Here is a 25,549-nt window from a genome sequence, read left to right as displayed (position 1 = left end):
GACTCTCCCTTTTGCTGAAATCCGATCGGCTACAGACGGTTTTCATTGAAAACTTACTCCTTCCTGCTGGATACGTTCCAGCACATTTCGCCAGCGAGACAAACGGGCTGTGGCACTGGCAGCGGGTGACGTTGCTCCACCCGCCCACAAACCTTCACTGTTAAAGCTGAACACCGGCGACAGATCCGGGCGCTGTGAGGCCGGGTGTATATTCGCAATCAGACTGTCCAGTATCAATGGCTCCGATGTAGGGGTTGCATAGTAGCCCAGGACCATATGGGCCTGGGTAATCGAGCTGCGCGGCCCCCCCATACGGGCGTTAACATAAATCAGGCGTAAGCGGTCATCACTGATGCCGGCCTGTCGCAGGCTGACATACTGAAGAATAGCGTAATCCTCGCAATCTCCCATACCATGCCCCAGGGTTTCCAGTGGTGAAGCCCAATAGTCTTCCACACCATAGAGACGCTGATCGGTACGATAACGGATATGCTGATGAACGAATTGGTTCACGATTTCCAGTTTCTGGCGTTCGGTCTCAGCCTGGGCGGCCTGTCTGAGCATGGCCTCCCAGCTACGTGAAACATTGGCTCGCTGTGCACCGAAGCGACTTTCCATTTGCCGGTGAAAACGATCGAAATCAATACTGGCGCGACTGAACAAGCCATGGCTCATCAGCAGTCCGGCTACCGCAAGTAGTAGGACCAACAGACGAATATATCGCGGCTGGAACAGTCGCATCAGCATGAATTTAATCCATTATTCGGTGAAACGTCAGGTATGCCTGAGCCTGGCGGAATATATTGATTCTGCAACAGTATAATACACGCTTTCATATTAGCCTTAAGTTTATATAAAATAGGCGGACTATCACAAAAAATATTATATTGGGGTGACTGAATTGAAAGCTGCTATGACATCGGATACCGCACAGGAGTCCGACTTTCCGGCCGATGGCCTTGAACTGATGAAACAAAACGCGGCAGAAGCCGCACGACTGATGAAGGCACTGGGTAACGACAGCCGCCTGTTGATCTTGTGTTACCTGGGTGATCGCGAACTCTCGGTTTCCCAGTTGAACAGTTTTCTGGATCTGAGCCAGTCGGCTCTATCGCAACACCTGGCTTTGCTGCGACGTGATGGCCTGGTTAAAACACGCCGCGAGTCACAAACTATCTACTACTCTCTCCAGGGAGATAAGGCCAAGCGATTGATCGGTACATTACACGATATTTTCTGCCCAACGCTTTAACAACACGGGTTAACTGCCACTGACCGCCAGGCGGTCAGTGTTGCAGCCGCAGAATTTGCCAGTCTTCGGTGGGTTCATGCAACATCAACTTCATGTCGATCACATCCTCTTCCGCATTGTAGCTGTTACGGAATCCGAGCTTGCGCGCCAGGGCCTGCATCCCTTTATTGGAGGGTAAGGTAGACCCCATAATCATCAAGGTTCCCCGATCACGACAGTACTGAATAACTTTCTGCATCAGAATCACACCCAGCCCCTCTCCCTGCAGATCATCACGCACCACTACGGAGAACTCGGCACGAATGTTGTCAGCGTCAGTGACAGCCCTGACCACGCCCAGAGTTTCATAGCCCTCCCCGTCCAGTTTCGGGGCCGATACAATCAACGCCATCTCCCGGTCGTAATCGATTTGTGTCCAGTTCGCTAATTCCTGGTGGGTTGGTACTCCGCGACTGTAGAAGTAACGCAATCGAATCGATTCAGGCGACAGCTGATTATAGAACTCCAGATGGGCGGGTTCGTCTTCACCGCGAATGGCCCTCAGCACAGCCTGGCGTCCTGAGCGCTTCAGGCGAATCTGTTCAGTCAGATACTCCGGATAAGGCGATACAGACAAGGCTGCCGGCTCACCCAGCGCGACACTGACATCCACCGCCAGCAGTCCGCGCTTGTTCAACAGCAACGGATTGATCTCCAGTGTTTTCAACTGTTTCAGCTCAACCGCCATCTGCCCCAGCTTGATCAGCAGATCACTGAGATTTTGCAGGTCTCGCTCCGGCCATTCGGAGTTTTCACTGATAATGTCATAGACCCGGGACTGACGCACCAACTGCTGCGCCAGCGCTGAGTTCATGGGGGGCAACATCAGCGCACGATCCGCCAGCGTATCTGCGGTGTAGCCGCCAATACCAAAGATCACCAATGGCCCGAATACCGGATCGCGGGTGATTCCCAGATTGATTTGCAGAGATTGAAAGCCGCGTTTCATCTGTTGTACAGCAAAGCCAAACTGCTGCTCTGGCGGATAACGCTCGCTGACACGGTATGCCAGCTTGGTTGTCGCATGCCGCACTTCCTGCATGGAATAGAGATCCAGTGCCAGATCACGCCAGCGGTTACGGCTGCTGTCACGCTCATAGCTGAACGGATAGACATTATCCTGATGTAACGCCTTGACGGCGACTGAACCACCCAGCTGTCGGGCGATTTCCACCACACTGTCAATATCTTCTGCATAGTGTGTGTTGGAAGTCGGAATTTCGTACAGGTCGAGCAGGTCGCAGGCTTCAGAATGGCTGAGATAGTCGCGCCCTTCTTCCAGCACCCGCTCGATCAGATCAACGGCCTTGCGACGGTTTGGCTGATTGTCGATACGGTATGGAGCAGGTGTCTGCCGCATGACCAGCTGGTTACGGTGATACTCGACCATGAACATGAAAGCATCTACAGCTTCTTCAGGATTCAGAAAAGTGGTGATGCCCGAGGCGTTACAGCGGTTTCGTGCTGCTATGGCCGATTCACGCCCCATCCAGCAGGTCAGCACATTACGCGGCGTTTTCTTGGCAATTTTAACCACAGCATCGGCAGTTTCCACGCTGGGAGCCATACGTGTGGGCGCATGAATGGACAGCACCGCATCCACATTTGGATCTTTGGCCAGACGCGCAATCACTTCAGCATAGCGCTCGGGCGTGGCATCCGCATTGAGGTCAACCGGGTTGCGCCCATTCCAGTGAGCAGGCAGCACCGCTGCCAGATCCTGTACTGTATCCTCCGCCAGTTCGGCCAATTGCCCTTTGCGAGCACGCAGACGGTCATAGGCCAGCGCATTCGGTCCCATGCCGTTACAGACAATTGCCAGACGCTCACCCCGCATCGGCTTCATACGTGTCAGGGTTTCCAATGCATTGAACAGCATATCCGAGGTATCAACCCGTACCACACCGGCCCGACGCAAGGCGGCATCATATACCCGGTCCTGATCCGCGATACCTTCACAGGTCACAACTGGCATACGGCCGTCCGGGATAATGCCTGACTTCAACACCAGCACCAGCTTGTTACGCGAGGCGGCACGCAAGGCCGAAATAAAGTTTCGTGACGGTCCGATCACCCGATCCATCTGCAACAGGATTGCGTGAGTGGTCGGTTCTCCGGCGAGATAGTCGATAATGGATGGCAGATCAACATCCACCCCATCGCCCAGCGTCAGGAAGTGGGAAAAGCCGATTTCCTGGCCATTGGCCCAATCGATCATTGCCGTACCGATCAGCCCGGACTGTCCGACATAGGCCACGCGGCCTTTGCGGATATTTACATGCGAGAAACTGGCATTCATCGATGAACCGGGAATCAGCATTCCCATGCAGTCTGGCCCCAGAATACGAATACCGTAGGAGCGCGCCGCTTCACGTATTTCGTCCTTGATACTGCCCTGCCCGGTGACACTTTCCAGTGTCAGCCCACCCGTCAGAATCATTGCCGCCCGAACCATGTTCGCGCCCAGTTTACGTACCAGGTCTGCAACGCTGTCTGGTGGTGTACAGATGATTGCCAGATCCGGCATTTCAGGCAGAGCACTGACACTCTCGTAGCAGGTCACACCATTGACCTGGGCATAACCTTCCTTGTTCACCGCCATCAGCGGGCCTTTGAAGCCACTGTCGAGGAGGTTACGCAGCACGATGCCTCCCATGCTGTCATGCCGTTCAGAGGCACCGAATACGGCAATCGAGCGGGGTCGAAAGAAGCGCTTGAGGTATTTGGTGGACATGGACTCGTTCCTTCGTCTTGGCGGACGGGGCTGTTCAGACTTTAGTGTAAACCATTCTATCCATTTCGCACATGCAGCAAAAGTACTGTCATTAACTATCGTAAAACTCTATACAATAACCGGGTCGTCAGGCAGATTTGGTCAGGTCTATCTGACTCGCCGTGAACTCGTCCCTGAGGGCTCGACTGCCGCCAAGGAAGGCGGCAGTCGAGCGGTCATGGAGGACGAAAAGCGAGTCACACGGTAGCGGTACTACTACCCCGGACTGGCACCAAGAATAACCAAACCGTGCAACCACCCTGCCTGACATAAGTATATTTACTAATAGGGCTGGATGACCGGGGCTGTGTTTGACTAAACTGAAGTGAAGAAGAATGCTATTTAAGGGAGTGATTATGACAGGTATTCAAGGGGCGACGATGCCCGAGATCAAGACAACACTCGACCGCATGATTCATGCGATGGAAGGACGCTTTACCAAAGGCATGTCACCCGCTTCATTGCTGCTTGCCTATATGGACTGGCTGATTCATATGGGTCACTCGCCGGGCAAGATTGCTGAAATGATGGAAAACATGCTGCGCAAGCATTCCGCTTTTTTGCTGTGGGCGTCACGGGCTCCCTTCGACCCTGACATCAAGCCCTTTATCAACCCGCTCGCGGATGATCGTCGTTTTAAAGACCCGGCCTGGTCCAAGTTTCCTTACAATGTCATTTCACAAAACTTCATGCTGCATGAACAGTGGTGGCATTATGCGACCACCAATATCCCCGGTGTCGCCAAGCATCATGAGAATATGGTCACCTTTTCCGCACGCCAATGGCTGGACATGTTGTCTCCCACCAACTTTGCCTTGACCAACCCGGTGGTCGCCAATCGCACCCTTACCAGTGGCGGCATGAATCTGGTACAAGGGATGCAAAAGCTGGTTGAAGACCTGCAGCACAGTCTGCTGGAAGAGCCGCCGCATGAGGGTGATCTGAAAGTTGGCCGTGATCTGGCAGTCACTCCGGGTAAAGTCGTCTACCGTAATCGGCTCATCGAACTGATCCAGTACAGCCCGACCACTGAGAAAGTCAGGGCCGAGCCTATCCTGATCGTGCCCGCCTGGATTATGAAGTACTACATTCTGGATTTATCGCCGCATAACTCCATGGTCAAGTACCTGGTCGATCAGGGCTTCACTGTATTCATGATTTCCTGGCATAACCCGACAGTTGAAGACCGTGATCTGTCGATGAAGGACTACACCCAAAAAGGCATCATGGCGGCACTGGATACCATCAACAAGATTGTACCGGATCAAAAGGTGCATGCGGCTGGCTATTGCCTTGGCGGCACACTGCTGTCGATTGCTGCAGCAGCCATGGCTCGGGATGAAGATCACCGCCTGCAATCGGTAACGCTGTTTACCGCCCAGACTGACTTCACCGAAGCCGGGGAGTTGATGCTGTTTATCGATGAAAGCCAGCTGAGCTACATGGAAGACATGATGTGGGAGAAAGGCTATCTGGATACCAAGCAGATGTCGGGGGCCTTTATGCTTCTGCGCTCCTATGACCTGCTCTGGTCACGTATGGTCAATGAGTACCTGCTGGGTGACCAACCCACCACCAATGATCTGATGGCCTGGAATGCGGACGCTACACGCATGCCCTATCGCATGCATTCGCAATACCTGCGACTGCTGTTCCTCAACAATGATCTGGCCAGTGGACGTTATATTGTCAATGACCGTCCGATTTCACTCAGGGATATACGCGCCCCGGTGTTTGCCGTTGCGACCCTGACAGACCATGTAGCACCCTGGCGCTCGGTCTACAAAATTCATGACCTGTGTAACACCGAGATCACCTTTGTTCTGACCAGTGGTGGTCATAACGCTGGCATTGTCAGCGAACCAGGACGCCCAAGACGCAGTTTCCAGATTGGCCAGCAACGCGCTGAAGACAAGCATATCCCTGCAGAGCAATGGCTGCAGCAGCATCAAAAGCATGAAGGCTCCTGGTGGGAACCCTGGGTCGGCTGGCTGGAATCCAAATCGACGGAATATACTCTGCCACCCGAGATGGGCAGTCCGGAATCCGGTCTGTATCCCTTATGTGATGCACCCGGAAACTACGTACTGGAGAAATAGCGATTAATTGGTTTTTTATTCAAATTTAATAGTTTTTTTTAATTTTGAGCCGTACCCATTCGGCACTATATTCGCCGGTATGGAGGAACCGGCATCCGGAGAAAGGGATTAAGTATTAACTTTTGTATTGAGAGTACAACAGATGGGCACAAAAGTACGTGTCGATCAGGTCTCTGTCGATGAGATGGATGACTGGAACGAACAGTTTTCAGAAGAGGAAGAGATTGGCCGCAGCCGTCTCAAATATAACGGCAAACGCCGCCGTCAGATCGAAGATTTGATGGAAGAACGCCGCCTGATGAAACAGATCAGCGACGTTTTTGACGAGCACGCCTGAGCCTCTGCAAGAATCGCCCGGAAACCGGGCGATCTCTTCACATCTGCTGCATCAAGCGGCACAGATCACATCGCCATGATCTTCCTGTTCGATCAAGGCATGATGCAGCGCCTTGACAGCACTTTCGTAGTCTTCCTCATTCACCACACACTGCATCTCCACTTGTCGCATCGACTGGTGCAAGGCTTGAATGCTGATATTGGCAGAGGCCAGCGCGGACACGGTTCTTGCCAGAATTCCGGAAACCTTCAGGTCTGAACCTATGGCAGACACAATGGCAACCTTCTTCAGGTCTACATCTGCTCCCGGGTAGACATCATTGATTAGCCGCACTGCGCGATTGACCATTTTCCGGGTGCCGGCCACATAGTAGGTAATGCTGTTGGCATCAGAGTCACGGTTCACAATATAAAGTTTCAGCTGATGCAGTAATCGCGCCAGCTCTATATCGTAATTACTGTCACCCAGCATATCCTGATCAAAGATCTCCAGCGCAAAGACATTACGGCGTCCGGCAATGATTTCCACACAGGGCGATGCACTGCAGTAATCATTACTGATGACGGTACCGGCATGATGCGGTTCAAACGCATTTTTGATGCGCAGTTTGATGCCCTGCTGACGCAAGCCTTTCGCTGCTTTGGGATGAATCGCTTCCATACCCAGATTGGAAAGCTGGTCGGCCACATCGTAATTGGTGCGCCCGATGGTGACAATTTTGTCCAGACCCACCACTGCCGGATCGGCACTGCTGAGATGATACTCCTTGTGGATGATCGCCTCATGCGCCCCTGTCAAGGTAGCAATCTTGCTGAAGGTCATCTCGCTATAGCCTCGATCAAAGGTCCGCATCACCCCTTCCTGGCAATGCGCATAACCTGTAGCGATTGGCAGCTCACGCGTCAGGTCAATATCCTGAAAGTGGGTCTGAATCATCTCGTCAAAACTGAGTGGCTGCTCCTGATGCCAACCGGACAGGTCCACAAAGCGCGCATTGACACCTGCATTCTGCAAGGCCAATACCGAGTTGAATGCACTGTGAGTCTCCCCCAGTGATGCCAGCATTTCGCGCACACGTAACAGATGATCCTGGAGCTGGAAATGACCAACAGAACAGAGTTTCTGCAGGTTAGCCATGCAACTGGCAGCCTCGTCAATACGTTCCAGTATGAATCGATCCGCTTTAATCCGGTCATCACCCGAGAACAGCTCGGCATTTTTTGCCAGCATTTCCGTGCGTACCTGATCCAGGCTGGACTGCCAGGCCGTTTCATTCTCAGCCTCGGCAAAGCGGGCATACACACCCGGCTCACCGGTTTTTTTATGTTCCAGCAGCAGGTTGGTCATGCCACCGTAGGCTGAAACAACAAAGATTCTGTTATAAAGTGCTGCGCCCTTCCGGTTACCCATCAAGATGGTATCCATCAGTTCGCTGAAGCGGCTCATTGAAGTGCCGCCGATTTTTTCAACTGTATGCATTGTGACTCCTGTCCGGGTCGTTTTTTACTCGCTCAGCGGGTAAACGCCGTTTTCGTCATGAACCTCTTTGCCGCTTAAGGGCGGGTTAAAGACACACGCCATGACCATATCTTCACTGGTTGCACGAAGCAGATGCTCGTCATGCTTGTCGAGGATATACAGCGTACCCGGTTCAATCGGATACACCTTGCCATCTGCCAGTGTTTCCACTTCACCATAACCGCTCATGCAGTAAACCGATTCCAGATGGTTCTGATACCAGATATGGGTTTCAGTCCCCTTGTAAATGGTCGTGATGTGGAACGAGAAGCCCATGTTGTCATCTTTCAGCAGCATGCGGACACTCTGCCAGGTTTCTGCTTTTACACAACGTTCTGAAGCTTCACACTCTTTTAACGTACGTACAATCACGGTTTATTCCTTCTGTTCAGGGTTAATCAGGAGGCCTGACGCTTGCGCTCAGCCAATGCCTGTGAAAAAGCATCATCCAATACGCTCAAACCAAACTCAATCTGTTTGTCGGTAATAATCAGCGGCACCAGGCACTTCACCACCTGACCGTGCGCACCACTGGTTTCAATTACCAGGCCTTTTTCAAATGCAATGCTGGTCACCCGATCAGCCAGCTCACCGTCCGGACACTCGATACCACTCATCAGACCACGGCCTTTCAACAGCATGCTGCCCTTGCCATGTTTATTGATCAGCGCGCCCAGACCTGCCCGCAGTTTTTCTGCCTTGCGACGCACTTCTGCTGCAAAACTGTCATCCTGCCAAAACGTCTTGAATGCAGCTGTTGCTGTCACAAATGCGTGGTTGTTGCCACGGAAAGTACCGTTATGCTCACCTGGCGACCACTGATCCAGCTCATCACGGAAGATGGTGACCGCAAATGGCAGACCATAACCGCTCAAGGATTTGGACAAGGTCACAATATCCGGCTTGATACCTGCTTTCTCAAAGCTGAAGAAGTGACCTGAACGACCACAGCCAGACTGAATATCGTCCACGATCAACAGCATGTCATGTTTGCGACAGACCTTTTCCAGATTACGAAGCCATTCAAAAGAGGCGGCATTCAAACCACCCTCACCCTGAATCGTTTCGACAATGACAGCCGCCGGATGGTCGATACCGCTACTAGGATCGGACAGTACCTTGTCAAGATACTCGGTGGTATCAACACCCTCTCCCAGGTAGCCATCGAACGGCATACGAGTGACATCTGCCAGACTGGCACCCATGCCACCACGGTGATGCTCATTACCGGTACAGGCCAATGCGCCACCGGAAACACCATGGAAGCCATTGGTGAAGGACACAATTTCACTGCGACCTGTCACTTTTCGTGCCAGTTTCAATGCAGCTTCAACCGCATTGGTACCGGTCGGACCGGTAAACTGCACACGGAATTTTTCCATACCGCGTGGCTTCAGGATCACCTCATGAAAAGTATCCAGAAATTCACGCTTGGCAGCGCTGTACATATCCAGCCCGTGCGTCAGGCCATCAGACAGCACATAATCGACCAGGGCTTTCTGCAGTACCGGATGGTTATGTCCGTAATTCAGCGTACCGGCACCTGCCAGAAAATCGATATATTCCTTACCGTCTTCAGTAAACAGTGATGCGCCTTTTGCCTTGTTGAACACGACCGGAAATGAACGTGAATAGGTACGTACATCGGATTCAACCCGTTCGAAGATATTCATTGTTGCTCCTCATGTTAGATGGGATTCTGTATCAATCTGGACAGTCCGGCGATCAGGCCTGACGTGTGTCCAGAGGACCGCCGCGCCACAGCACTTCATCATCATGCTGGTCGGCGAAATGTGTTTTACGACTGAAAAGTACTGTCTTTTCAATCGGTGCCTGTAACTCTGTATATACCCGGGTAAACAGGGCCTCTGAAGCCGAATTGCCAGGTGTGATAGTTGTTTCTATATAACGAATGGACTGCTCTGTACGGCAACGCTCAACCAGTGCCTTCAACATACGTTGCGCCAGCCCCTGTCCCCGACATCCCGGATCTACTGCAACCTGCCAGACAAACAGCGTATCCGGACGTGTTGGCGGTATATAACCGGAAATAAATCCCACCAGTGCCTGATCTGCATTTTCAACAGCAATGGAGGTATCGGCAAAATGAGTACACTGCAACAAGTTGCAGTAGGTTGAATTGGTATCCAGCGGCGGGCAACGGTTAACCAGCGCATTCAACGGCTGACCATCTGTTGCCTGGGGCTTACGAAAAATCAATGTATCGCTTCCTGTGTTGTACTTATCCATAGTATCCTTGATATTTAGCTTTGCTATGCATTTATTATAAAACATATCACAATGAACATTTCAACCCCGAAGCTTGATTGCATAACTAATGGACTATAAGCCTTATAAATAGAGACTTTTGCAATATAGCGACCAATAATATATCGTATTGCATTACAATATAGTTAAACGGAGGTGACGCCTATCCATTTGCATTACCTGCCTGAAAAGGCTAAAAAGAGCGACTTTTATCCCTGCACGACGGAAGAACTGGAAACACTTATGCAGAAAAGTCAGGACGTACTGGTGCTGTTGCGCCAGATCATCCGCGCTACCGAGCTCCACGACAAACAGCTGAGCCGCGTCACCGGGCTGACCATGCCTCAGCTTATGTCAATACAAACCCTGCACATGCAAGGCCCCATGACCGTGGGCGCACTGGCCAAAGAAATGAACCTGACCCAGGCTACCGTCACCAGCATTCTGGATCGACTGGAAAAGAAACAACTGGTCACCCGGGTACGCAGCCAGGAAGACAAGCGCAAGGTTCTGGTGTATCCGACGGATGAAGCACTCGATCTGCTTAAATCGGCGCCTGCTACGCTGCAGGATCGCCTGATTACAGCATTCGAACAGATGCAAACCTGGGAGCAATCAATGGTTATTTCATCACTGGAACGCATATCCAGTCTGCTTGGCGCAGATACGCTGGATGCTGCCCCCATGCTGGATGTCGGCCCTCTCGATCGTTCATGACTGCACACGGAAGTGGTATCTTCCGCAACGGATCTGCTAGACTCTGGCCTTCACGATTCCGTTATATCTTCGTCAAGTCAGGACTATTGCCGTCATGAGTAAATTCTGGAGCCCGGCTATTCGCTCCCTGGTGCCCTATACACCCGGCGAACAGCCGAAAGTGCTCAATCTGGTCAAACTGAACACCAACGAAAACCCCTATCCACCGGCACCGGGAGTGACGGAAGCCCTGCACGCCTTCCCGACCGAACGCCTGCGCCTGTATCCTGACCCGGATGCCGGCAAGCTGAAAAACGTCCTGGCCAGGCATCACAACCTGAATGCAGAGGAAGTATTCCTGGGTAATGGCTCTGATGAAGTACTGGCCCTGGCATTTATGGCCTTTTTCCGTCATGACAAACCCTTGTTGATGCCGGAAACGACCTACAGTTTTTATGAGGTCTATTGTGATCTGCTGAACATTGATGCCAGACGCATACCGCTGGATGCAGAATTCAGAATTAACCTGGACGATTATCAGCAGGACAATGGCGGCATTATTTTCGCCAACCCCAATGCCCCTACCGGCATCGCCCTGCCGCTTGCGCGGATTGAACAGCTGTTGCAGCAAAATCCGGAGACTGTTGTTCTGGTGGATGAAGCCTATGTGGATTTTGGTGCAGAAAGCGTGATCCCCTTGATTAAGCGCTACCCCAATCTACTGGTCACGCACACCTTCTCCAAGGCACGCTCACTGGCAGGCATGCGTATTGGTGCGGCTTATGGTCACCCGGATCTGATTGATGGCTTGCAGCGCGTCAAGAACAGCTTTAACTCCTACCCTCTGGACATGCTGGCAATTGAAGCAGCAACAGCGTCCATGCAGGATGATGCCTACTTCCGTGAAACCTGCAAGCGTATTATGGATACACGCGAGCACACCACCGCTGCATTGACAGGCAAGGGCTTTAAAGTACTTCCTTCCGCTGCGAATTTTATTTTTGTGACCCATCCTGAACGGGATGCCCGGGAATTGATGCAGCAGTTACGTAATGAAAATATCCTGGTACGGCATTTCACTCGCCCAGGTATTGATCAGTTTTTGCGCATCACTATCGGCACAGATGCCGAAATGGCACAATTGATCGAGAAGCTGTAACAGGCAGATCGCAGGCACTGCTATTAAGCGCTGTGCCTGCGGTCCGATATTCAGAAGGACTCACCCTCGACACGATTACCACCACTCTGGCGTGCAACCGCAAGGTTTTCCATTATCCGACGCAGCATATCTTCTGGTGTATCTTCGATACCTGCCAGTGTTGCCACACCGACACTGACGGTACAACCAATATTACCCGTGGCGAAAGGCAGCTCCAGATCACTGGCCAGACGGCGTACACGCTCACCTGCCAGCAAGGCCTGGTCATGATTGGTTTCCGGCAGGAAGAGCACCAGCTGGTCATCACTGAAACGCGCCAGGAAATCCGCGGTACGCTTCATCCGGTGCAGCTCAGTCACCAGATGCCGGAGCAGCTGATCACCACCATCCCAACTATGCAGATCATTGATACCACTGAAATCATCAATATCAATCAGCAGCATACTGCAGACGCCATCATAGCGCTGTGCCTGAGCAATATTCTGCTCCAGCACAGGCATTAAGGCACGTCGGTTATAGGCACCGGTCAGAGGATCCCGTTGCGCCTGACTGGTGATACGACGCTCAAGTTTTTTACGGTCATTGATGTTTCGCAAAGACCAGATCAACTGATTCGAGTCAGTGACAATCATCCGACTATGGAACCAGATCACCTCTTTTAAACCCAGCGCCTTGAAGGCATGCTGATGATCCGGGCGGAAAACCAGCTCATTTTTGACCACCTGCCCCTGAATCCGGGCCGTTTCAATATAGCCACGCAACAGTGTCAGATAGTCGGTCGGAAACAGGTCTTCCAGCAGCTTGCCGGGCAACTCGCTCACCAACAGCCAGTCTTCATCACCCGGGCTGACCCGAATGATTTTTTCATCTTCTATGACCAGCACCAAATCAGAGGTCAATGCCAGCAAAGCATTGAATGAATCCGTCAGCCTATTCTGTTCCTCAGACATGCCTGTCTCTCCCCAAGCCTGTTAATGTTAGAAGTGCTTAAGAGGGATATTACTTCAAGCGCTGTACCATAACCTCAACAGCTGCCTTCAGTTGCTCATCGGTACAGCTGAAGCAGGTGCCTTTCGGTGGCATCGCACCTTTACCGCTGATAACAGTTTGTGTCATGGCATCAATACCACTGGCAAGACGCGGTGCCCAGTTATCAGCATCATCCATCTTCGGCGCACCTGCTAATCCTGAATCATGGCAAGCCTGACAGTGGCGGTCAACAATTGCTTCGATTTCAGCATCGGCAAATACAGCATGGCTACCAAACAACAGCACAAATGAAAGGGGGGCAATTATTTTTTTCATCGATATATCCTGACAGGTTGAAGTGTTTTTACCCAAGCATAAACCAGAGTGACGCACAAATCGATAAGAATGTGTCACCGATGCCTGGATACAGGTATCAGAATATCAACATGAAATGAACAAAAGCTGAAGAGAGTGCGGCCCCCTGCACCAAAGCAAGGAACCGCACGATTGGACAGGGTTACGCGCTCAATTCCAGTAACAGCTTATTGAGACGTGCAGTATAGGCTGCTGGATCATCCAGCTGACCACCTGCTGCCAGATCAGCCTGATCCAGCAGAATCAGCGCCAGATCGGCAAAGCGAGCTTCGTCCGGCTCCTGATCCAGTTTATTGATCAATGGATGCTCCGGATTGATCTCAAAGATCGGCTTGCTGTCCGGCACTTTCTGCCCCGCAGCTTCCATGATCTTGCGCATCTGCAAGCCCATATCATAGTCACCCAGCACCAGACAGGCTGGCGAGTCTGTCAGACGATGTGTTACCCGCACATCCGATACACGAGCTTCCAGCACCGGCTTCAAACGCTCCAGCAAGCCTTCCAGCTGCTTGGCGCTCTCTTCCTGTTGTTTCTTCTCTTCTTCAGATTCAACCTCACCCAGGTTGAGCTCCCCCTTGGTGACATCTTGGAAAGACTTGCCTTCGAAATCGAACAGCTGGCTCATCATCCACTCATCAATGCGATCTGTCAGCAACAGCACTTCGATGCCTTTTTTGCGGAAGATCTCCAGGTGTGGGCTGCTCTTGGCGGTATTGTAGTTATCGGCAACGACGTAGAAGATTTTTTCCTGACCTTCTTTCATCCGCGCTACATAGTCTTCCAGACCAACTGACTGATCGGCCGTACCCGTGTGCGTGGATGCAAAACGCAGCAACTTGAGAATCTTGTCGCGATTCGCGTAGTCTTCAGCCGGCCCTTCTTTCAACACCTGACCAAACTCTTTCCAGAAGCCTGCATACTTTTCAGCATCGCTCTTGGCCAGTTTGCTCAGCATATCCAATACACGCTTGGTCAAGGCACTGCGCAGCTTGTCGACACTGGGGTCGCGCTGCAGAATCTCACGGGAAACGTTCAGAGACAGGTTGTTGCTGTCGACCACACCCTTGATAAAGCGCAGATACAACGGCAGGAACTGATCCGCCTGATCCATGATGAACACGCGCTGGACGTAGAGTTTCAGCCCACGTGGTGCTTCACGATTCCACAGATCAAAGGGTGCATGGCCCGGAACATACAACAGACTGGTGTATTCAAGACTGCCTTCGACCTTGTTGTGCGCCCAGGTCAGGGGCTCACTGTAGTCGTGGGAAATATGCTTGTAGAACTCCTGATACTCTTCATCTTTCAGGTCACCCTTGCTGCGTGTCCAGAGTGCTGTAGCACTGTTGACCGCTTCAAACTCAGGCGCTTTGGATTCAGTCTCGGATTTTTCTTCTGCATCGTCAACGACAGGCGCGGCTTCTTTTTCCATCAGCACCGGGAAGGCAATATGATCCGAGTACTTGCGTACCAGGCTGCGTAAACGCCAGCCATCGGCAAACTCTTCCTCACCCTCTTTCAGATGCAGCACGATACGGGTACCACGACCGGCTTTTTCAGTCGATGCAATGGTAAATTCACCTTCGCCCCGAGATGACCAATGGACAGCATCAGAGATGCCAGCACCTGCACGACGGGTAAAGACATCCACCTGATCGGCAACAATAAAGGCAGAGTAGAAACCCACACCAAACTGCCCTATCAGCTGACTGTCCTTGGACTGATCGCCGGTCAGGTTTGACAGAAAGCTCGCTGTACCTGATTTGGCAATCGTACCCAGATGCTCAATCACCTCTTCACGGCTCATACCAATACCGTTGTCTTCAATGGTGACCGTCTTTGCTTCTTTATCAAAGCTGACACGAATCTTCAGTTCCGAGTCACCTTCATAAAGATCCCCTTTTTCCAGGGCTTCAAAACGCAATTTTTCAGCGGCATCCGAGGCATTGGAAATCAGTTCGCGCAGAAAAATTTCTTTATTGGAGTAAAGCGAATGCACCATCAGATGCAATAGTTGTTTAACCTCGGTCTGAAAGCCAAGTGTTTCTTTCTGGGTTTCTGTACTCATCTCTACCTCAGACTCCTGTTTGATGTCACTGGATCAAGGCGCTGAATGCCTTTTCACTGGCAGAGATATAGGGGCAAATTTCAGGGTTTCAAGTCACTGGGTGCCATTATCCACTTTGGAAATCACCGGACGGTTCAATTCAGAACTCATCATCAGTGTGGTCAGTGTTGAGGAACGGAACTCTCGACGATAGAGCACAAATACAATAACAGCACTCAACGCCATGAATAGCCAGGGATTAATGATCCAGCTGAGCACCGCAATACTGAAGTAGTAGGAACGCAAGCCTATATTGAAGCTGTTGGCGGCCATCGAGGTCATTTTCGCTACACGGGCTGCATGTGCTTCACGCTCGCGCTCACTGAGCTGTTCTTCCGGTAACGGAGCACCGCCCACCATCACTGAAGCAAAGCCATATTGACGCAGGCTCCAGGTAAACTTGAAAAAGGCATAGACAAACAGCAGCAACATCACCAGCAGTTTGAGTTCCCACTCCTTCCGTGTTGCAGGCATGGCAAACGGCAGGTCTTCAATCAGGTTGATCACCTGCTCAGTAGAACTCATTACGGTGAGAATACCGGCCATCACCAGAATCGTGGTACTGGCGAAGAAGGACACACTGCGTTCCAGGTTGGAAATAGCGGTTGTATCAGAAATGCGGTTATCCCGAGTCAACATACGACGCATCCACTCGGTACGATAGATATGCAGCACGCTGGCCAGACAAGGCGTGGTATAACTCTTGATACGGGCATAGTACATATAACCGTTGAAACAGGTCAGAAACCAAACCAGTGCCAGCAGATTAAGCCAATTTTCTTCAAAGAACCGCTGCAGGATTTCCATCTGGAGACTCCAAACCTATGACGCCCTTAGTCTAAAGGATGAGATGGCCGAACTCTATAACCTCAGGAGTTCTATACACTATAAATCTATTTACATTCATAAACATTCATATGATGACACAGCCGTCAGGCCATACTTCATCGCTGCACCGTTGTCCCTTGGCAGGGACGATAGGGTGACTGCATGATGGGTTGAAGCTCACTGGGTATACGGAGTCTCAGGTACCTGGAAGGATCGTGTATTTTTCCAACTGCTAAACCATGCTGCAGGCCACCTAAATCTTGACGATTATCGGGTGGAGACTCCTCACCGATATACAAATAAACAACTGGATTGCGTCTAAAGGTTGTACCAAGTTGGATGGCTTGAATGCCACTGCTGGTCAGATTTGTACGATAACGCAGCAAATAGGTGGAGACGAGCTCTTCTCCATCCTGAATTACGTAGCGGAAATTAAACTCATCATTGTTATCTGGGTAAGCATAAGGGCGATGCGGAAAATATCTGAAGCCACTGCGTACTAACGTCTCTACAACATTATGTGTGCCTTCATCTTTTGGAAACTGTAAATTCACTTCAGGTTCAAGGTATAGCTGGACCTGCATCATCGGCTCATCAAGGTGATTGGCCATTTCTGTCCAATAGACTCTTACCGCCATCAACCCCGGATCCAATGCAATCGCTTGTGCTGTATCCAGTGAGAAAACGTCAGCAAACTCAGCGTTATAGACCAAACCATCGTTAAATTCACGACAGGTAAACACGTGCTGCTCCAACTGAGCTGACTGCGCATAACCTTCATCAGCAGACGCGGCAGCCCATGTTTGACCGCAAAAGACTACAAAGATCGCTATGCAAACCAGACCATACTTCATCGCTGCACCGTTGTCCCTTGGCAGGGACGATAGGGGGACTGCATGATGGGTTGAAGCTCCCTGGGTATGCGGAGTTTAAGAAAGCGTTCAGGATCATGGCTTTTGCCTGCAGCCAGATCATGTCGAAGCTGACCTCTTCCACTCTCTAATGGGTCATCCTCACCGATATACAAATACACCACAGGATTACGCCTAAAAGTTGTACCTAACTCAATGGCTTGAATGCCTGTACTTGTGAGATTGGTGCGATAGCGATACAGATAGGTCGAGACCAGCTCATCACCATCCTGAATCACATAGCGAAAATTGAATTCATCGTTACTAATATCAAAAGGCACATTCCCGTGCTGGAAATAACGAAAGCCGCTCCTGACAAGATACTCTAAACCATTATGTGTGCCTTCATCTTTAGGAAATTGCAGGTTGATGCTTGGTTCCAGATACAATTGCATCTGCATCTTTGGACTATCAGGCACATAAACCAATTCTGTCCAATAGACCCGCACAGCCATCAAACCGGGGTCCATTTCTATCGCCTGATCAGTCTCCAAGGAAAAGATACGGGCAAACTCAGCGTTATACACCAAACCATCGTTAAATTCCCGGCAGGCGGCACTTAAGTCACCTATAGAACCCGCTGGCTCAGTACTGACTTCCTGACAGGCGCTGAGCAGGAGGGTAAGACTGCCCAGCACCAATAGCCGTTGAAATTTTATGACCATTCGAGAGACTCCTGATAGACGGGATCACGTTCAAGGACTTGAATCAGGTTGCGGATGCTATGCGCGCACAGGGCTGTATTGGTTCTGAGTTGTAATGTGGGAATCATGCCTAATTCTGAGCGATGACGGTGGGTTTCGGGGAGTCTTTCTCGCGCCCTTGCTTCGACGCCATTTATCCACAGAACACAGGGCGGCGAGCCCTCCGCCTAGAGAATGGCCGGTGATATACAAATCTACTTGAGGACCAGCTTTTTCAATCGCATCTCTTAAAGACGCTAACGCATCAGGAAATTGCCTGACCATGCGCCCGCGGAGAATGTCACGATTGCTGAGCATATCGACACTCAGAAGGCCCTCAGTGCCTCGATAAGCCAGAATATTTTCAAGAGTACCATTGTCTAATTGGCGCCGGAAAAGCACACCAAAAAAACCACTGGATCTTGGACCATATTCATGCAGAGTGGTCCAGCCACTTAATTTAGGTTCAGTTTTATAACTTGCTTCACAGGCTCGCGCGAGCTCTAACAGGCTGGGCATCTTTATTTCCTTATTCCTTGATGACTCACTCTGCGTACATCCTTGCAGAGGCGTTCAGTTTTACTCCTGCCAATGATTCTAAGATAAACACCTGCCCCTGTAAAATATGCACACAGATACAATGCCTACCGAGGCGAGCGGATAGAAAACACCACTCAGGATGAACAGGTCAGACAGATGGCTCTCGCCCAATCAGGTGGCGGCTGTCGATAGGACTCCAGGTCTGTGTGCAGGTCACCTGGATGACGCAGCAGCGGCAACAGGCGGTTCACCAGACGATAGTCACCCTGCGTCGCTTCTCGTATCGCCTCTTCCGCCATGTAGTTGCGCAGCAGGTAACGGGGATTGACTGAGCGCATCTGCTGTCGACGGATCGGCGCGCTGGAGGCTTCATGCTGAAGCCGCTGTTGATAGCGAGTCCACCAGTCTGTCCAATCCTGAGGCGCTGCCTGAGTAAACTCTGTCAGTATTTCCGGGAGGGATTCAGTATCTGGAGCATCCGTCAGACAATCGAAGAAACGGGTCATGTCTGTGCGTTGCTGTTTGAACAGCTGCCAGAGGCGCTCAACCAGTTGTGCATCGCCAGCATCCTTCCCCTGCAACCCCAGGCGCGCTTTTTGGCGGCGCAACTGGAACTCAGCTTGCTGCGCGGGAAAGCGCTCAAGAACTGTTTCCAGCTGGCTGCGCTCTGCCAGTGGTAATAGCGCCTGCGCCAGACAGGCGAGATTCCAGTGTACGATCGCTGGCTGACGGAAAAAAGCGTAACGACCCGCATCATCGTTTTTATTGGCGATATGGTCCGGCTCGTAAGTGTCCATGAAGGTATAGGGACCATAATCAAAGGTTTCACCCAGAATCGACATATTGTCTGTATTCAGTACCCCATGTACAAAGCCGTATGTTTGCCATAGCGCTACCAACGATGCAGTGCGTGTCTGAATTTCTTCAAACATCGCCAGATAGGGATTATCGGCATCCAGGCAAGCGGGATAGAAACGTTGCAGGCAGTAATCAGCCAGTTGCCGCAACTCATCATGCCGACGACTGTAGTAGAGCCATTCAAAATGTCCGAAGCGCACATGGCAACGGCTCACGCGCAGCAGCATGGCACAGGGTTCCATACCAATCCGCGAGGTAAACTCTTCACTGCCGATGAGACACAGCGCTTCGGTTGTCGGAATGCCCAATCCATGCATGGCTTCACTGACGAGGTATTCCCGAATACTGGAACGCAACACGGCACGACCATCTGCAAAGCGCGAGAAAGCCGTCTGCCCTGCTCCTTTCAAATGCAGATCCCAGCGTTCACCACGCTGATTGACCACTTCTCCCAGCAGCAGACCACGGCCATCGCCCAGGTCAGGGTTGTAATGACCAAACTGATGGCCGGTATATTTCATGGCCAGAGGAGAAGCGCCCGGTACCGGGATTTCTCCACCAAAATAGCGAACCAGGGCATCCGGGTGTGACTGGCAGGGATCAAGATCCAGATGTTTTGCAACACGCGGGTTAAAGCTGATCAGGTGTGCGTTCTTCAGCGGCTTAGGCGCCGTGCGTTGAAACCACTGCTCCGGCAAACGCGCATAACTGTTATCGAAATTGAGTGTTTCAAGGGTGCGCAGGGCTTGCATGCGGCTCTCCATCCAGACGCTGATCAGATCTATACCATACTATTTCTGTCAAGTATTGTCATCCTGCTGGGTGAACCACTTCACTCAATGCTACACTGCGCCATTCAGTACATCTCTTCACGGCGAAGGAGCCTATCGATGTGGTTTGATCTGCAAGCCTTGATCTGGTTTTGTTTACTCGGGTGTCTGGCACTGTTTTGGTGGCAGAATCTGAAGATGCGCGAAATTGCGCTGAAAGCGGTAAAACACTATTGTGATCGCGAGGGCTTACAGCTGCTGGATCAAAGTGTTGCGCTAAAAGGAATGGGGTTTCAGCGTGATCCACACACCGGTCAATCGGTGTTGCGTCGACGCTATCGATTTGAATTTACCAGTACAGGGGATGAGCGCTATCAAGGGACAGTGGTGTTACATGGGCAACGACTGGCCGGTATTACCACAGAGCCCTACAGGATACCGGAATAAGTTCGCCCGCAATGCGGGCGAACTGTACAGCGAGAGGATGATATTACTTCATCGCCCAACCGGTGATTTCAGACAGTGCCTTGCCGATATCGGCCAGTGAACGCACAGTCTTGACGCCAGCGTCTTCCAGTGCGGCAAACTTCTCATCAGCAGTACCTTTACCGCCAGAGATGATCGCACCAGCATGACCCATGCGCTTGCCTGCAGGTGCAGTGACACCGGCAATGTAAGACACAACAGGCTTGGTGACGTTTTCTTTGATGTAAGCAGCCGCTTCTTCTTCAGCAGAACCACCGATCTCACCGATCATGACAATCGCTTCAGTCTGTGGATCTTCCTGGAACAGCTTCAGAATGTCGATGAAGTTGGAACCCGGAATTGGGTCACCACCGATACCAACACAGGTAGACTGGCCGAAGCCAGCATCTGTAGTCTGTTTGACGGCTTCATATGTCAGTGTACCTGAACGTGAAACGATACCGACTTTGCCAGGCAGGTGGATATGGCCAGGCATGATACCGATCTTGCACTCACCCGGGGTGATAACACCCGGGCAGTTTGGACCGATCAGGCGTACACCCAGTTCGTCACACTTCACTTTACATTCCAGCATGTCCAGAGTCGGGATGCCTTCAGTGATACAAACGATCAGCTTGATACCGCCGTTAGCCGCTTCCAGGATAGAATCCTTACAGAAAGCTGCCGGTACGTAAATAACAGATGCATCAGCGCCAGTCGCTTCAACTGCTTCAGCAACAGTGTTGAATACGGGCAAGCCCAGGTGCTCAGTACCGCCTTTGCCCGGTGTAACACCACCGACCATTTTAGTACCGTAAGCAATCGCCTGCTCTGAATGGAAAGTACCCTGACCGCCAGTGAAACCCTGACAGATGACTTTAGTGTCTTTATTAATCAGAACCGACATGATTATTTACCCTCCGCGGCTTTAACAACCTGCTGAGCAGCGTCCGTCAGACTTGTCGCCGCAATGATATCGAGACCGGATTCGGCCAGACGCTGTGCGCCCAGTTCAGCATTGTTACCTTCCAGACGAACAACGACTGGAACGTTCACGCCAACTTCTTTCACCGCACCGATAATACCATCAGCAATCAGGTCGCAGCGTACGATACCACCGAAGATGTTAACCAGAACGGCACTGACAGTGCTGTCAGACAGGATGATCTTGAAGGCTTCAGTAACACGCTCTTTGGTTGCACCACCACCAACATCCAGGAAGTTGGCTGGCTGACCGCCGTGCAGTTTAACGATGTCCATGGTACCCATCGCCAGACCGGCACCATTGACCATACAACCGATGTTACCTTCCAGTGCAACGTAGTTCAGTTCCCACTGAGCGGCGTGTGCTTCACGCTCGTCGTCCTGAGACGGATCATGCATTGCCTGCAGATCTTTGTGACGGTATACCGCATTGCTGTCGATAACGATTTTGGCATCCAGACAGTGCAGGTTACCGGCATCAGTGATGACCAGCGGGTTGATTTCCAGCAGCGCCAGATCTTTTTCTTCAAACATCTTCGCCAGACCCAGGAAGATATTGACGAACTGCTTGATCTGATCACCCTGCAGGCCCAGTTTGAACGCCAGCTCGCGGCCCTGGTAAGGCTGAGCGCCAGTCAGCGGATCAATGGTTGCCTTCAGAATTTTTTCAGGCGTTTCGTGTGCGACTTTCTCGATTTCAACACCGCCTTCAGTAGAAGCCATGAAAACGATACGGCGTGAAGAACGGTCAACGACGGCACCCAGGTACAGCTCATTGGCGATATCTGTACAGGTTTCTACCAGAATTTTGGAAACTGGCTGACCATTGGCATCTGTCTGGTAAGTTACCAGACGCTGTCCCAGCCATTTTTCAGCAAATGCTTTTGCTTCAGCAGGAGAATCTACCAGCTTGACGCCGCCAGCCTTACCACGTCCGCCTGCGTGAACCTGGGCTTTAACAACCCACTTATCACCACCAATCTTTTCAGCTGCTGCTGCAGCCTCATCTGGAGTATCTACCGCGATACCTTTGGAAACCGGTAGACCATATTGAGCAAACAGTTGCTTGCCTTGGTACTCATGAAGGTTCATGTTCTGATCCGTTGAATTATCGATTAAACATGTACAGCACAGGGCTGTTAACCGCTGACTGCACCTTATGTGAACTACAGCTGCAGTGAGACAGGCTTTTGGCCTGTCACTGCACTGCAGTCCGTCAGGTTAGCGTTTTTTACGGTTGGCCACATGGATAGCATGGTTATCCACAGCCAGTGCGGCTTCATGAACCGCTTCACTCACTGTTGGGTGAGCAAATACTGTCATCTGCAGGTCTTCCGCAGTTGAACAGAATTCCATCGCGATCACTGCCTGAGCGATCAGTTCCGAGGCGATACCACCAACGATATGCACACCCAGAATACGATCGGTCTTTTCATCAGCAATCATCTTGACGAAACCTTCAGTCGCATTGGCTGCCATGGCACGGCCAGAAGCAGCAAACGGGAACTTACCGACTTTGATTGCAACACCTTCGTTTTTCAGTTCTTGCTCGGTTTTGCCAACCCAAGCCAGCTCCGGGAAGGTGTAGATGATGTTCGGGATGCAGTCATAGTTCAGCTGAGCCTTGTGGCCTGCAATGATGTCGACAACCATAATGCCCTCTTCAGAGGCTTTATGTGCCAGCATCGGTCCACGAACGATATCACCGATGGCGTATACGCCAGGTGCATTGGTACGGCACTGCTCATCAACAAAGATGAAACCACGCTCGTCCAGTTTGACACCACTGTCGTCACCCACCAGACCCTGTGTCAGCGGACGACGGCCAACAGCTACGATCAGCTTGTCAACCACCAGCTCCTGCTCACCCTGGGCATCGGTATACTTAACGGTAACTTCTTTGCCTTTGACTTCAGTGCCGGTGCAACGTGCACCCAGCTTGATGTCCAGACCCTGCTTGGTCATCAGTTTGTAGGCTTCTTTGGCTACATCCTGATCGGCCAGTGACAGGAAAGAGTCCATGGCTTCCAGCACGGTGACTTCAGAGCCACAGCGTGCCCAGATAGATCCCATTTCCAGACCGATAACACCGGCACCGATGATACCCAGACGCTTGGGCACTTCATCGATATCCAGCGCACCGGCGTTGTCCAGAATCAGGCCTTCAGTCAGCGGCGCTGGTGGAATCTCAACCGGTACGGAACCTGCTGCCAGGATGACGTTTTCAGCTTCATGCAGACTGACGCTGCCATCTGCTGCAGTCACTTCCACCTGCTTGTTCGCCAGCAGTTTGCCTTTACCCTGCAGCAGCGTCACACCATTGGCCTTGAACAGACCGGCGATACCACCTGTCAGGTTCTTAACGATCTGGTTTTTGCGCGCCACCATCTGCTTGGTATCCATGCGCACGTTGTCCGCCATGATACCCTGAGCTGCGAAGCCATGCTGGGCTTCGTGCATTTTATGGGTGGTCTCCAGCAACGCCTTGGATGGGATACAGCCGACGTTCAGACAGGTTCCACCTAAAACAGCAGCACCCTTGTCATCAACCCACTTTTCCACACAGGCTGTTTTCAGACCCAGCTGAGCCGCACGGATAGCCGCAACATAACCACCAGGGCCCGCACCAATTACAATTACATCAAACTTGTCAGACATTCATCTATCCTGTTTTTCGGGTGAGGTTCTATCAGCGCTTAGACTTCAAGCAGCAGACGCGCAGGATCTTCAAGAAGATCTTTGATTGTCACCAGGAATTGTACCGCTTCCTTACCATCAATCATACGATGGTCGTATGACAGTGCCAGGTACATCATCGGCAGGATCACCACCTGGCCGTTAACAGCCATGGGGCGTTCCTGGATCTTGTGCATACCCAGAATTGCTGTCTGTGGCGGATTCAGGATAGGCGTTGACATCAGTGAACCAAATACACCACCGTTAGTGATGGTGAAGGTACCACCCTGCATGTCATCCATACCCAGTTTGCCATCACGACCACGCTTGCCGAAGTCAGCGATGGTGGCTTCAACATCAGCCAGGCTCATGCTGTCAGTATCACGCAGCACCGGTACCATCAGACCACGCTCGGTTGATACCGCAACACCGATATCCTGATAGCCATGGTAAACCATGTCATTGCCATCGATTGACGCGTTAACAGCCGGGAAGCGTTTCAGTGCTTCAGTTGCTGCTTTAACGAAGAAGGACATGAAGCCCAGACGGGTACCATTGTGAGTCTTTTCAAACAGATCTTTGTACTGCTTGCGCAACTCCATGACCGGCTTCATGTTGACTTCGTTGTAGGTAGTCAACATCGCTGCATTCTGCTGTGCTTCAACCAGGCGCTTGGCGATGGTGGCGCGCAGACGCGTCATAGGTACACGTTTCTCGACGCGCTCACCAACCGGCACATTCAGCGCAACCGGTGCAGCGGCGGCTTTGGGTGCAGCGGCTGCAGCGGCAGGGGCACTGCCACGGCTGTTCAAGAAGTTCTGTACATCTTCCTTGGTGATACCACCATTTTTGCCAGTACCCTTGATCTGGGTGGCATCCAGGTTATTTTCATCAATCAGCTTGCGTGCAGCCGGACCGATCTTTTCAGCATCGGTCGCACTGCTGTCAGCATCCGCCTGAGGCGCTGCTTCAGCGGCCGGAGCGGCACTGGCAACAGCACCCGCTTCGAAGATCGCCAGAATTTCTTCGCTGAGAACGGTATCGCCCTCACCCTTCAGAATCTCTTTGATCACGCCGTCAGCCGGTGCAACGACTTCCAGTACAACCTTGTCGGTTTCAATATCGACGATCAGTTCGTCAGTTGCACAGGCTTCGCCAGGCTGTTTGTGCCAGGTTGCCACAGTACCGTCGGCTACCGATTCAGGAAATGTGGGTGCTTTGATTTCGATACTCATGTTCTTT

24 protein-coding genes are annotated in these 25,549 nt (G+C 51.6%); 6 read left to right on the top strand and 18 right to left on the bottom strand.

The window, feature by feature from the left end; all coding sequences use genetic code 11:
- Nucleotides 1–42 precede the first annotated feature (42 nt).
- Nucleotides 43–747 (bottom strand): transglutaminase-like cysteine peptidase, encoded by a 705-nt coding sequence (locus ADINL_RS11720; RefSeq protein WP_193364964.1) that lies wholly within the window; start codon nucleotides 745–747, stop codon nucleotides 43–45.
- Nucleotides 748–913: 166 nt separating this feature from the next.
- Between ADINL_RS11720 and ADINL_RS11715 the strand changes: the two genes are divergently transcribed.
- Nucleotides 914–1,252 carry an ArsR/SmtB family transcription factor gene (locus tag ADINL_RS11715; RefSeq protein ID WP_239644378.1) on the top strand — a complete coding sequence of 113 codons (339 nt, stop codon included), beginning with the start codon at nucleotides 914–916 and terminating at the stop codon, nucleotides 1,250–1,252.
- Nucleotides 1,253–1,286: 34 nt separating this feature from the next.
- Here ADINL_RS11715 and ADINL_RS11710 read toward each other — a convergent pair whose 3' ends face one another.
- Nucleotides 1,287–4,025 carry a bifunctional acetate--CoA ligase family protein/GNAT family N-acetyltransferase gene (locus ADINL_RS11710; RefSeq protein ID WP_036548036.1) on the bottom strand — a complete coding sequence of 913 codons (2,739 nt, stop codon included), beginning with the start codon at nucleotides 4,023–4,025 and terminating at the stop codon, nucleotides 1,287–1,289.
- Nucleotides 4,026–4,420: 395 nt separating this feature from the next.
- Between ADINL_RS11710 and ADINL_RS11705 the strand changes: the two genes are divergently transcribed.
- Nucleotides 4,421–6,163 (top strand): PHA/PHB synthase family protein, encoded by a 1,743-nt coding sequence (locus ADINL_RS11705; RefSeq protein ID WP_051632760.1) that lies wholly within the window; start codon nucleotides 4,421–4,423, stop codon nucleotides 6,161–6,163.
- Nucleotides 6,164–6,305: 142 nt separating this feature from the next.
- Nucleotides 6,306–6,500 carry a PA3496 family putative envelope integrity protein gene (locus tag ADINL_RS11700; RefSeq protein WP_036548034.1) on the top strand — a complete coding sequence of 65 codons (195 nt, stop codon included), beginning with the start codon at nucleotides 6,306–6,308 and terminating at the stop codon, nucleotides 6,498–6,500.
- A gap of 51 nt (nucleotides 6,501–6,551) precedes the next feature.
- Here the strand turns inward: ADINL_RS11700 and ADINL_RS11695 are convergent, their stop codons facing one another.
- Genes ADINL_RS11695 through ectA form a run of 4 tightly spaced genes read right to left on the bottom strand, consistent with a single transcriptional unit; the run spans nucleotide 6,552 to nucleotide 10,268 of the window.
- Nucleotides 6,552–7,979: an aspartate kinase gene (locus tag ADINL_RS11695; protein WP_036548032.1), complete on the bottom strand. Its 1,428-nt coding sequence runs from the start codon at nucleotides 7,977–7,979 to the stop codon at nucleotides 6,552–6,554.
- Between the two features lie 24 nt (nucleotides 7,980–8,003).
- Nucleotides 8,004–8,390 (bottom strand): ectoine synthase, encoded by a 387-nt coding sequence (locus ADINL_RS11690; protein ID WP_036548030.1) that lies wholly within the window; start codon nucleotides 8,388–8,390, stop codon nucleotides 8,004–8,006.
- Nucleotides 8,391–8,416: 26 nt separating this feature from the next.
- The gene (gene ectB / locus ADINL_RS11685) at nucleotides 8,417–9,691 is read right to left on the bottom strand and encodes a diaminobutyrate--2-oxoglutarate transaminase (RefSeq protein ID WP_036548028.1); all 1,275 of its coding nucleotides are present in this window, start codon (nucleotides 9,689–9,691) and stop codon (nucleotides 8,417–8,419) included.
- Between the two features lie 52 nt (nucleotides 9,692–9,743).
- Nucleotides 9,744–10,268 (bottom strand): diaminobutyrate acetyltransferase, encoded by a 525-nt coding sequence (gene ectA, locus ADINL_RS11680; RefSeq protein ID WP_051632759.1) that lies wholly within the window; start codon nucleotides 10,266–10,268, stop codon nucleotides 9,744–9,746.
- A 261-nt stretch (nucleotides 10,269–10,529) separates the two neighbouring features.
- On the opposite strand from ectA, the gene ADINL_RS11675 reads away from it, so the two are divergent.
- Both ADINL_RS11675 and hisC read left to right on the top strand, forming a co-directional pair.
- Nucleotides 10,530–11,003, top strand: a complete 474-nt coding sequence (locus tag ADINL_RS11675; RefSeq protein ID WP_036548025.1) for a MarR family winged helix-turn-helix transcriptional regulator — start codon at nucleotides 10,530–10,532, stop codon at nucleotides 11,001–11,003.
- Between the two features lie 94 nt (nucleotides 11,004–11,097).
- Entirely contained in the window at nucleotides 11,098–12,141 is a 1,044-nt protein-coding gene (gene hisC, locus ADINL_RS11670; RefSeq protein WP_036548022.1) for a histidinol-phosphate transaminase, read from the top strand.
- A 50-nt stretch (nucleotides 12,142–12,191) separates the two neighbouring features.
- On the opposite strand, the gene ADINL_RS11665 is transcribed toward hisC, so the two are convergent.
- The 8 genes from ADINL_RS11665 to ADINL_RS11630 all read right to left on the bottom strand — a co-directional run bounded on the left by ADINL_RS11665 (nucleotide 12,192) and on the right by ADINL_RS11630 (nucleotide 20,164).
- Complete coding sequence (locus tag ADINL_RS11665) at nucleotides 12,192–13,091, bottom strand: GGDEF domain-containing protein (RefSeq protein ID WP_036548018.1); 900 nt, start codon at nucleotides 13,089–13,091, stop codon at nucleotides 12,192–12,194.
- Nucleotides 13,092–13,140: 49 nt separating this feature from the next.
- Nucleotides 13,141–13,446 (bottom strand): c-type cytochrome, encoded by a 306-nt coding sequence (locus ADINL_RS11660; RefSeq protein ID WP_036548015.1) that lies wholly within the window; start codon nucleotides 13,444–13,446, stop codon nucleotides 13,141–13,143.
- A 181-nt stretch (nucleotides 13,447–13,627) separates the two neighbouring features.
- The gene (gene htpG / locus ADINL_RS11655) at nucleotides 13,628–15,553 is read right to left on the bottom strand and encodes a molecular chaperone HtpG (protein WP_036548012.1); all 1,926 of its coding nucleotides are present in this window, start codon (nucleotides 15,551–15,553) and stop codon (nucleotides 13,628–13,630) included.
- Between the two features lie 93 nt (nucleotides 15,554–15,646).
- Nucleotides 15,647–16,399, bottom strand: a complete 753-nt coding sequence (locus ADINL_RS11650; RefSeq protein ID WP_036548009.1) for a DUF599 domain-containing protein — start codon at nucleotides 16,397–16,399, stop codon at nucleotides 15,647–15,649.
- 137 nt (nucleotides 16,400–16,536) lie between these two features.
- On the bottom strand, nucleotides 16,537–17,274 hold the full coding sequence (locus ADINL_RS11645) for a hypothetical protein (RefSeq protein WP_036548006.1): 738 nt from the start codon (nucleotides 17,272–17,274) through the stop codon (nucleotides 16,537–16,539).
- The gene (locus ADINL_RS11640) at nucleotides 17,271–17,996 is read right to left on the bottom strand and encodes a hypothetical protein (protein WP_036548004.1); all 726 of its coding nucleotides are present in this window, start codon (nucleotides 17,994–17,996) and stop codon (nucleotides 17,271–17,273) included. Before ADINL_RS11640 ends, ADINL_RS11645 begins: the two co-directional genes overlap by 4 nt.
- Nucleotides 17,997–18,053: 57 nt before the next feature.
- Nucleotides 18,054–18,533 carry a lipase family protein gene (locus ADINL_RS11635; protein WP_036548002.1) on the bottom strand — a complete coding sequence of 160 codons (480 nt, stop codon included), beginning with the start codon at nucleotides 18,531–18,533 and terminating at the stop codon, nucleotides 18,054–18,056.
- A gap of 155 nt (nucleotides 18,534–18,688) precedes the next feature.
- Nucleotides 18,689–20,164: a protein adenylyltransferase SelO gene (locus tag ADINL_RS11630; protein ID WP_051632758.1), complete on the bottom strand. Its 1,476-nt coding sequence runs from the start codon at nucleotides 20,162–20,164 to the stop codon at nucleotides 18,689–18,691.
- A gap of 138 nt (nucleotides 20,165–20,302) precedes the next feature.
- Here ADINL_RS11630 and ADINL_RS11625 point away from each other — a divergent pair, with 138 nt between their 5' ends.
- Entirely contained in the window at nucleotides 20,303–20,629 is a 327-nt protein-coding gene (locus ADINL_RS11625) for a DUF3301 domain-containing protein (RefSeq protein WP_036548000.1), read from the top strand.
- A gap of 43 nt (nucleotides 20,630–20,672) precedes the next feature.
- Here the strand turns inward: ADINL_RS11625 and sucD are convergent, their stop codons facing one another.
- From sucD to odhB, 4 genes are all read right to left on the bottom strand, one after another.
- The gene (sucD, locus tag ADINL_RS11620; protein ID WP_036547997.1) at nucleotides 20,673–21,554 is read right to left on the bottom strand and encodes a succinate--CoA ligase subunit alpha; all 882 of its coding nucleotides are present in this window, start codon (nucleotides 21,552–21,554) and stop codon (nucleotides 20,673–20,675) included.
- Nucleotides 21,555–21,556: 2 nt separating this feature from the next.
- On the bottom strand, nucleotides 21,557–22,723 hold the full coding sequence (gene sucC, locus ADINL_RS11615; protein WP_036547994.1) for an ADP-forming succinate--CoA ligase subunit beta: 1,167 nt from the start codon (nucleotides 22,721–22,723) through the stop codon (nucleotides 21,557–21,559).
- A 129-nt stretch (nucleotides 22,724–22,852) separates the two neighbouring features.
- On the bottom strand, nucleotides 22,853–24,289 hold the full coding sequence (lpdA, locus tag ADINL_RS11610) for a dihydrolipoyl dehydrogenase (RefSeq protein ID WP_036547991.1): 1,437 nt from the start codon (nucleotides 24,287–24,289) through the stop codon (nucleotides 22,853–22,855).
- A gap of 38 nt (nucleotides 24,290–24,327) precedes the next feature.
- Entirely contained in the window at nucleotides 24,328–25,542 is a 1,215-nt protein-coding gene (odhB, locus tag ADINL_RS11605; protein ID WP_036547988.1) for a 2-oxoglutarate dehydrogenase complex dihydrolipoyllysine-residue succinyltransferase, read from the bottom strand.
- Between the last annotated feature and the right edge of the window lie 7 nt (nucleotides 25,543–25,549).

It is taken from the genome of Nitrincola lacisaponensis (assembly GCF_000691225.1).
Classification (GTDB): Bacteria; Pseudomonadota; Gammaproteobacteria; order Pseudomonadales; family Balneatricaceae; genus Nitrincola; species Nitrincola lacisaponensis.
This window is presented reverse-complemented; position numbering and strand designations above follow the sequence as displayed.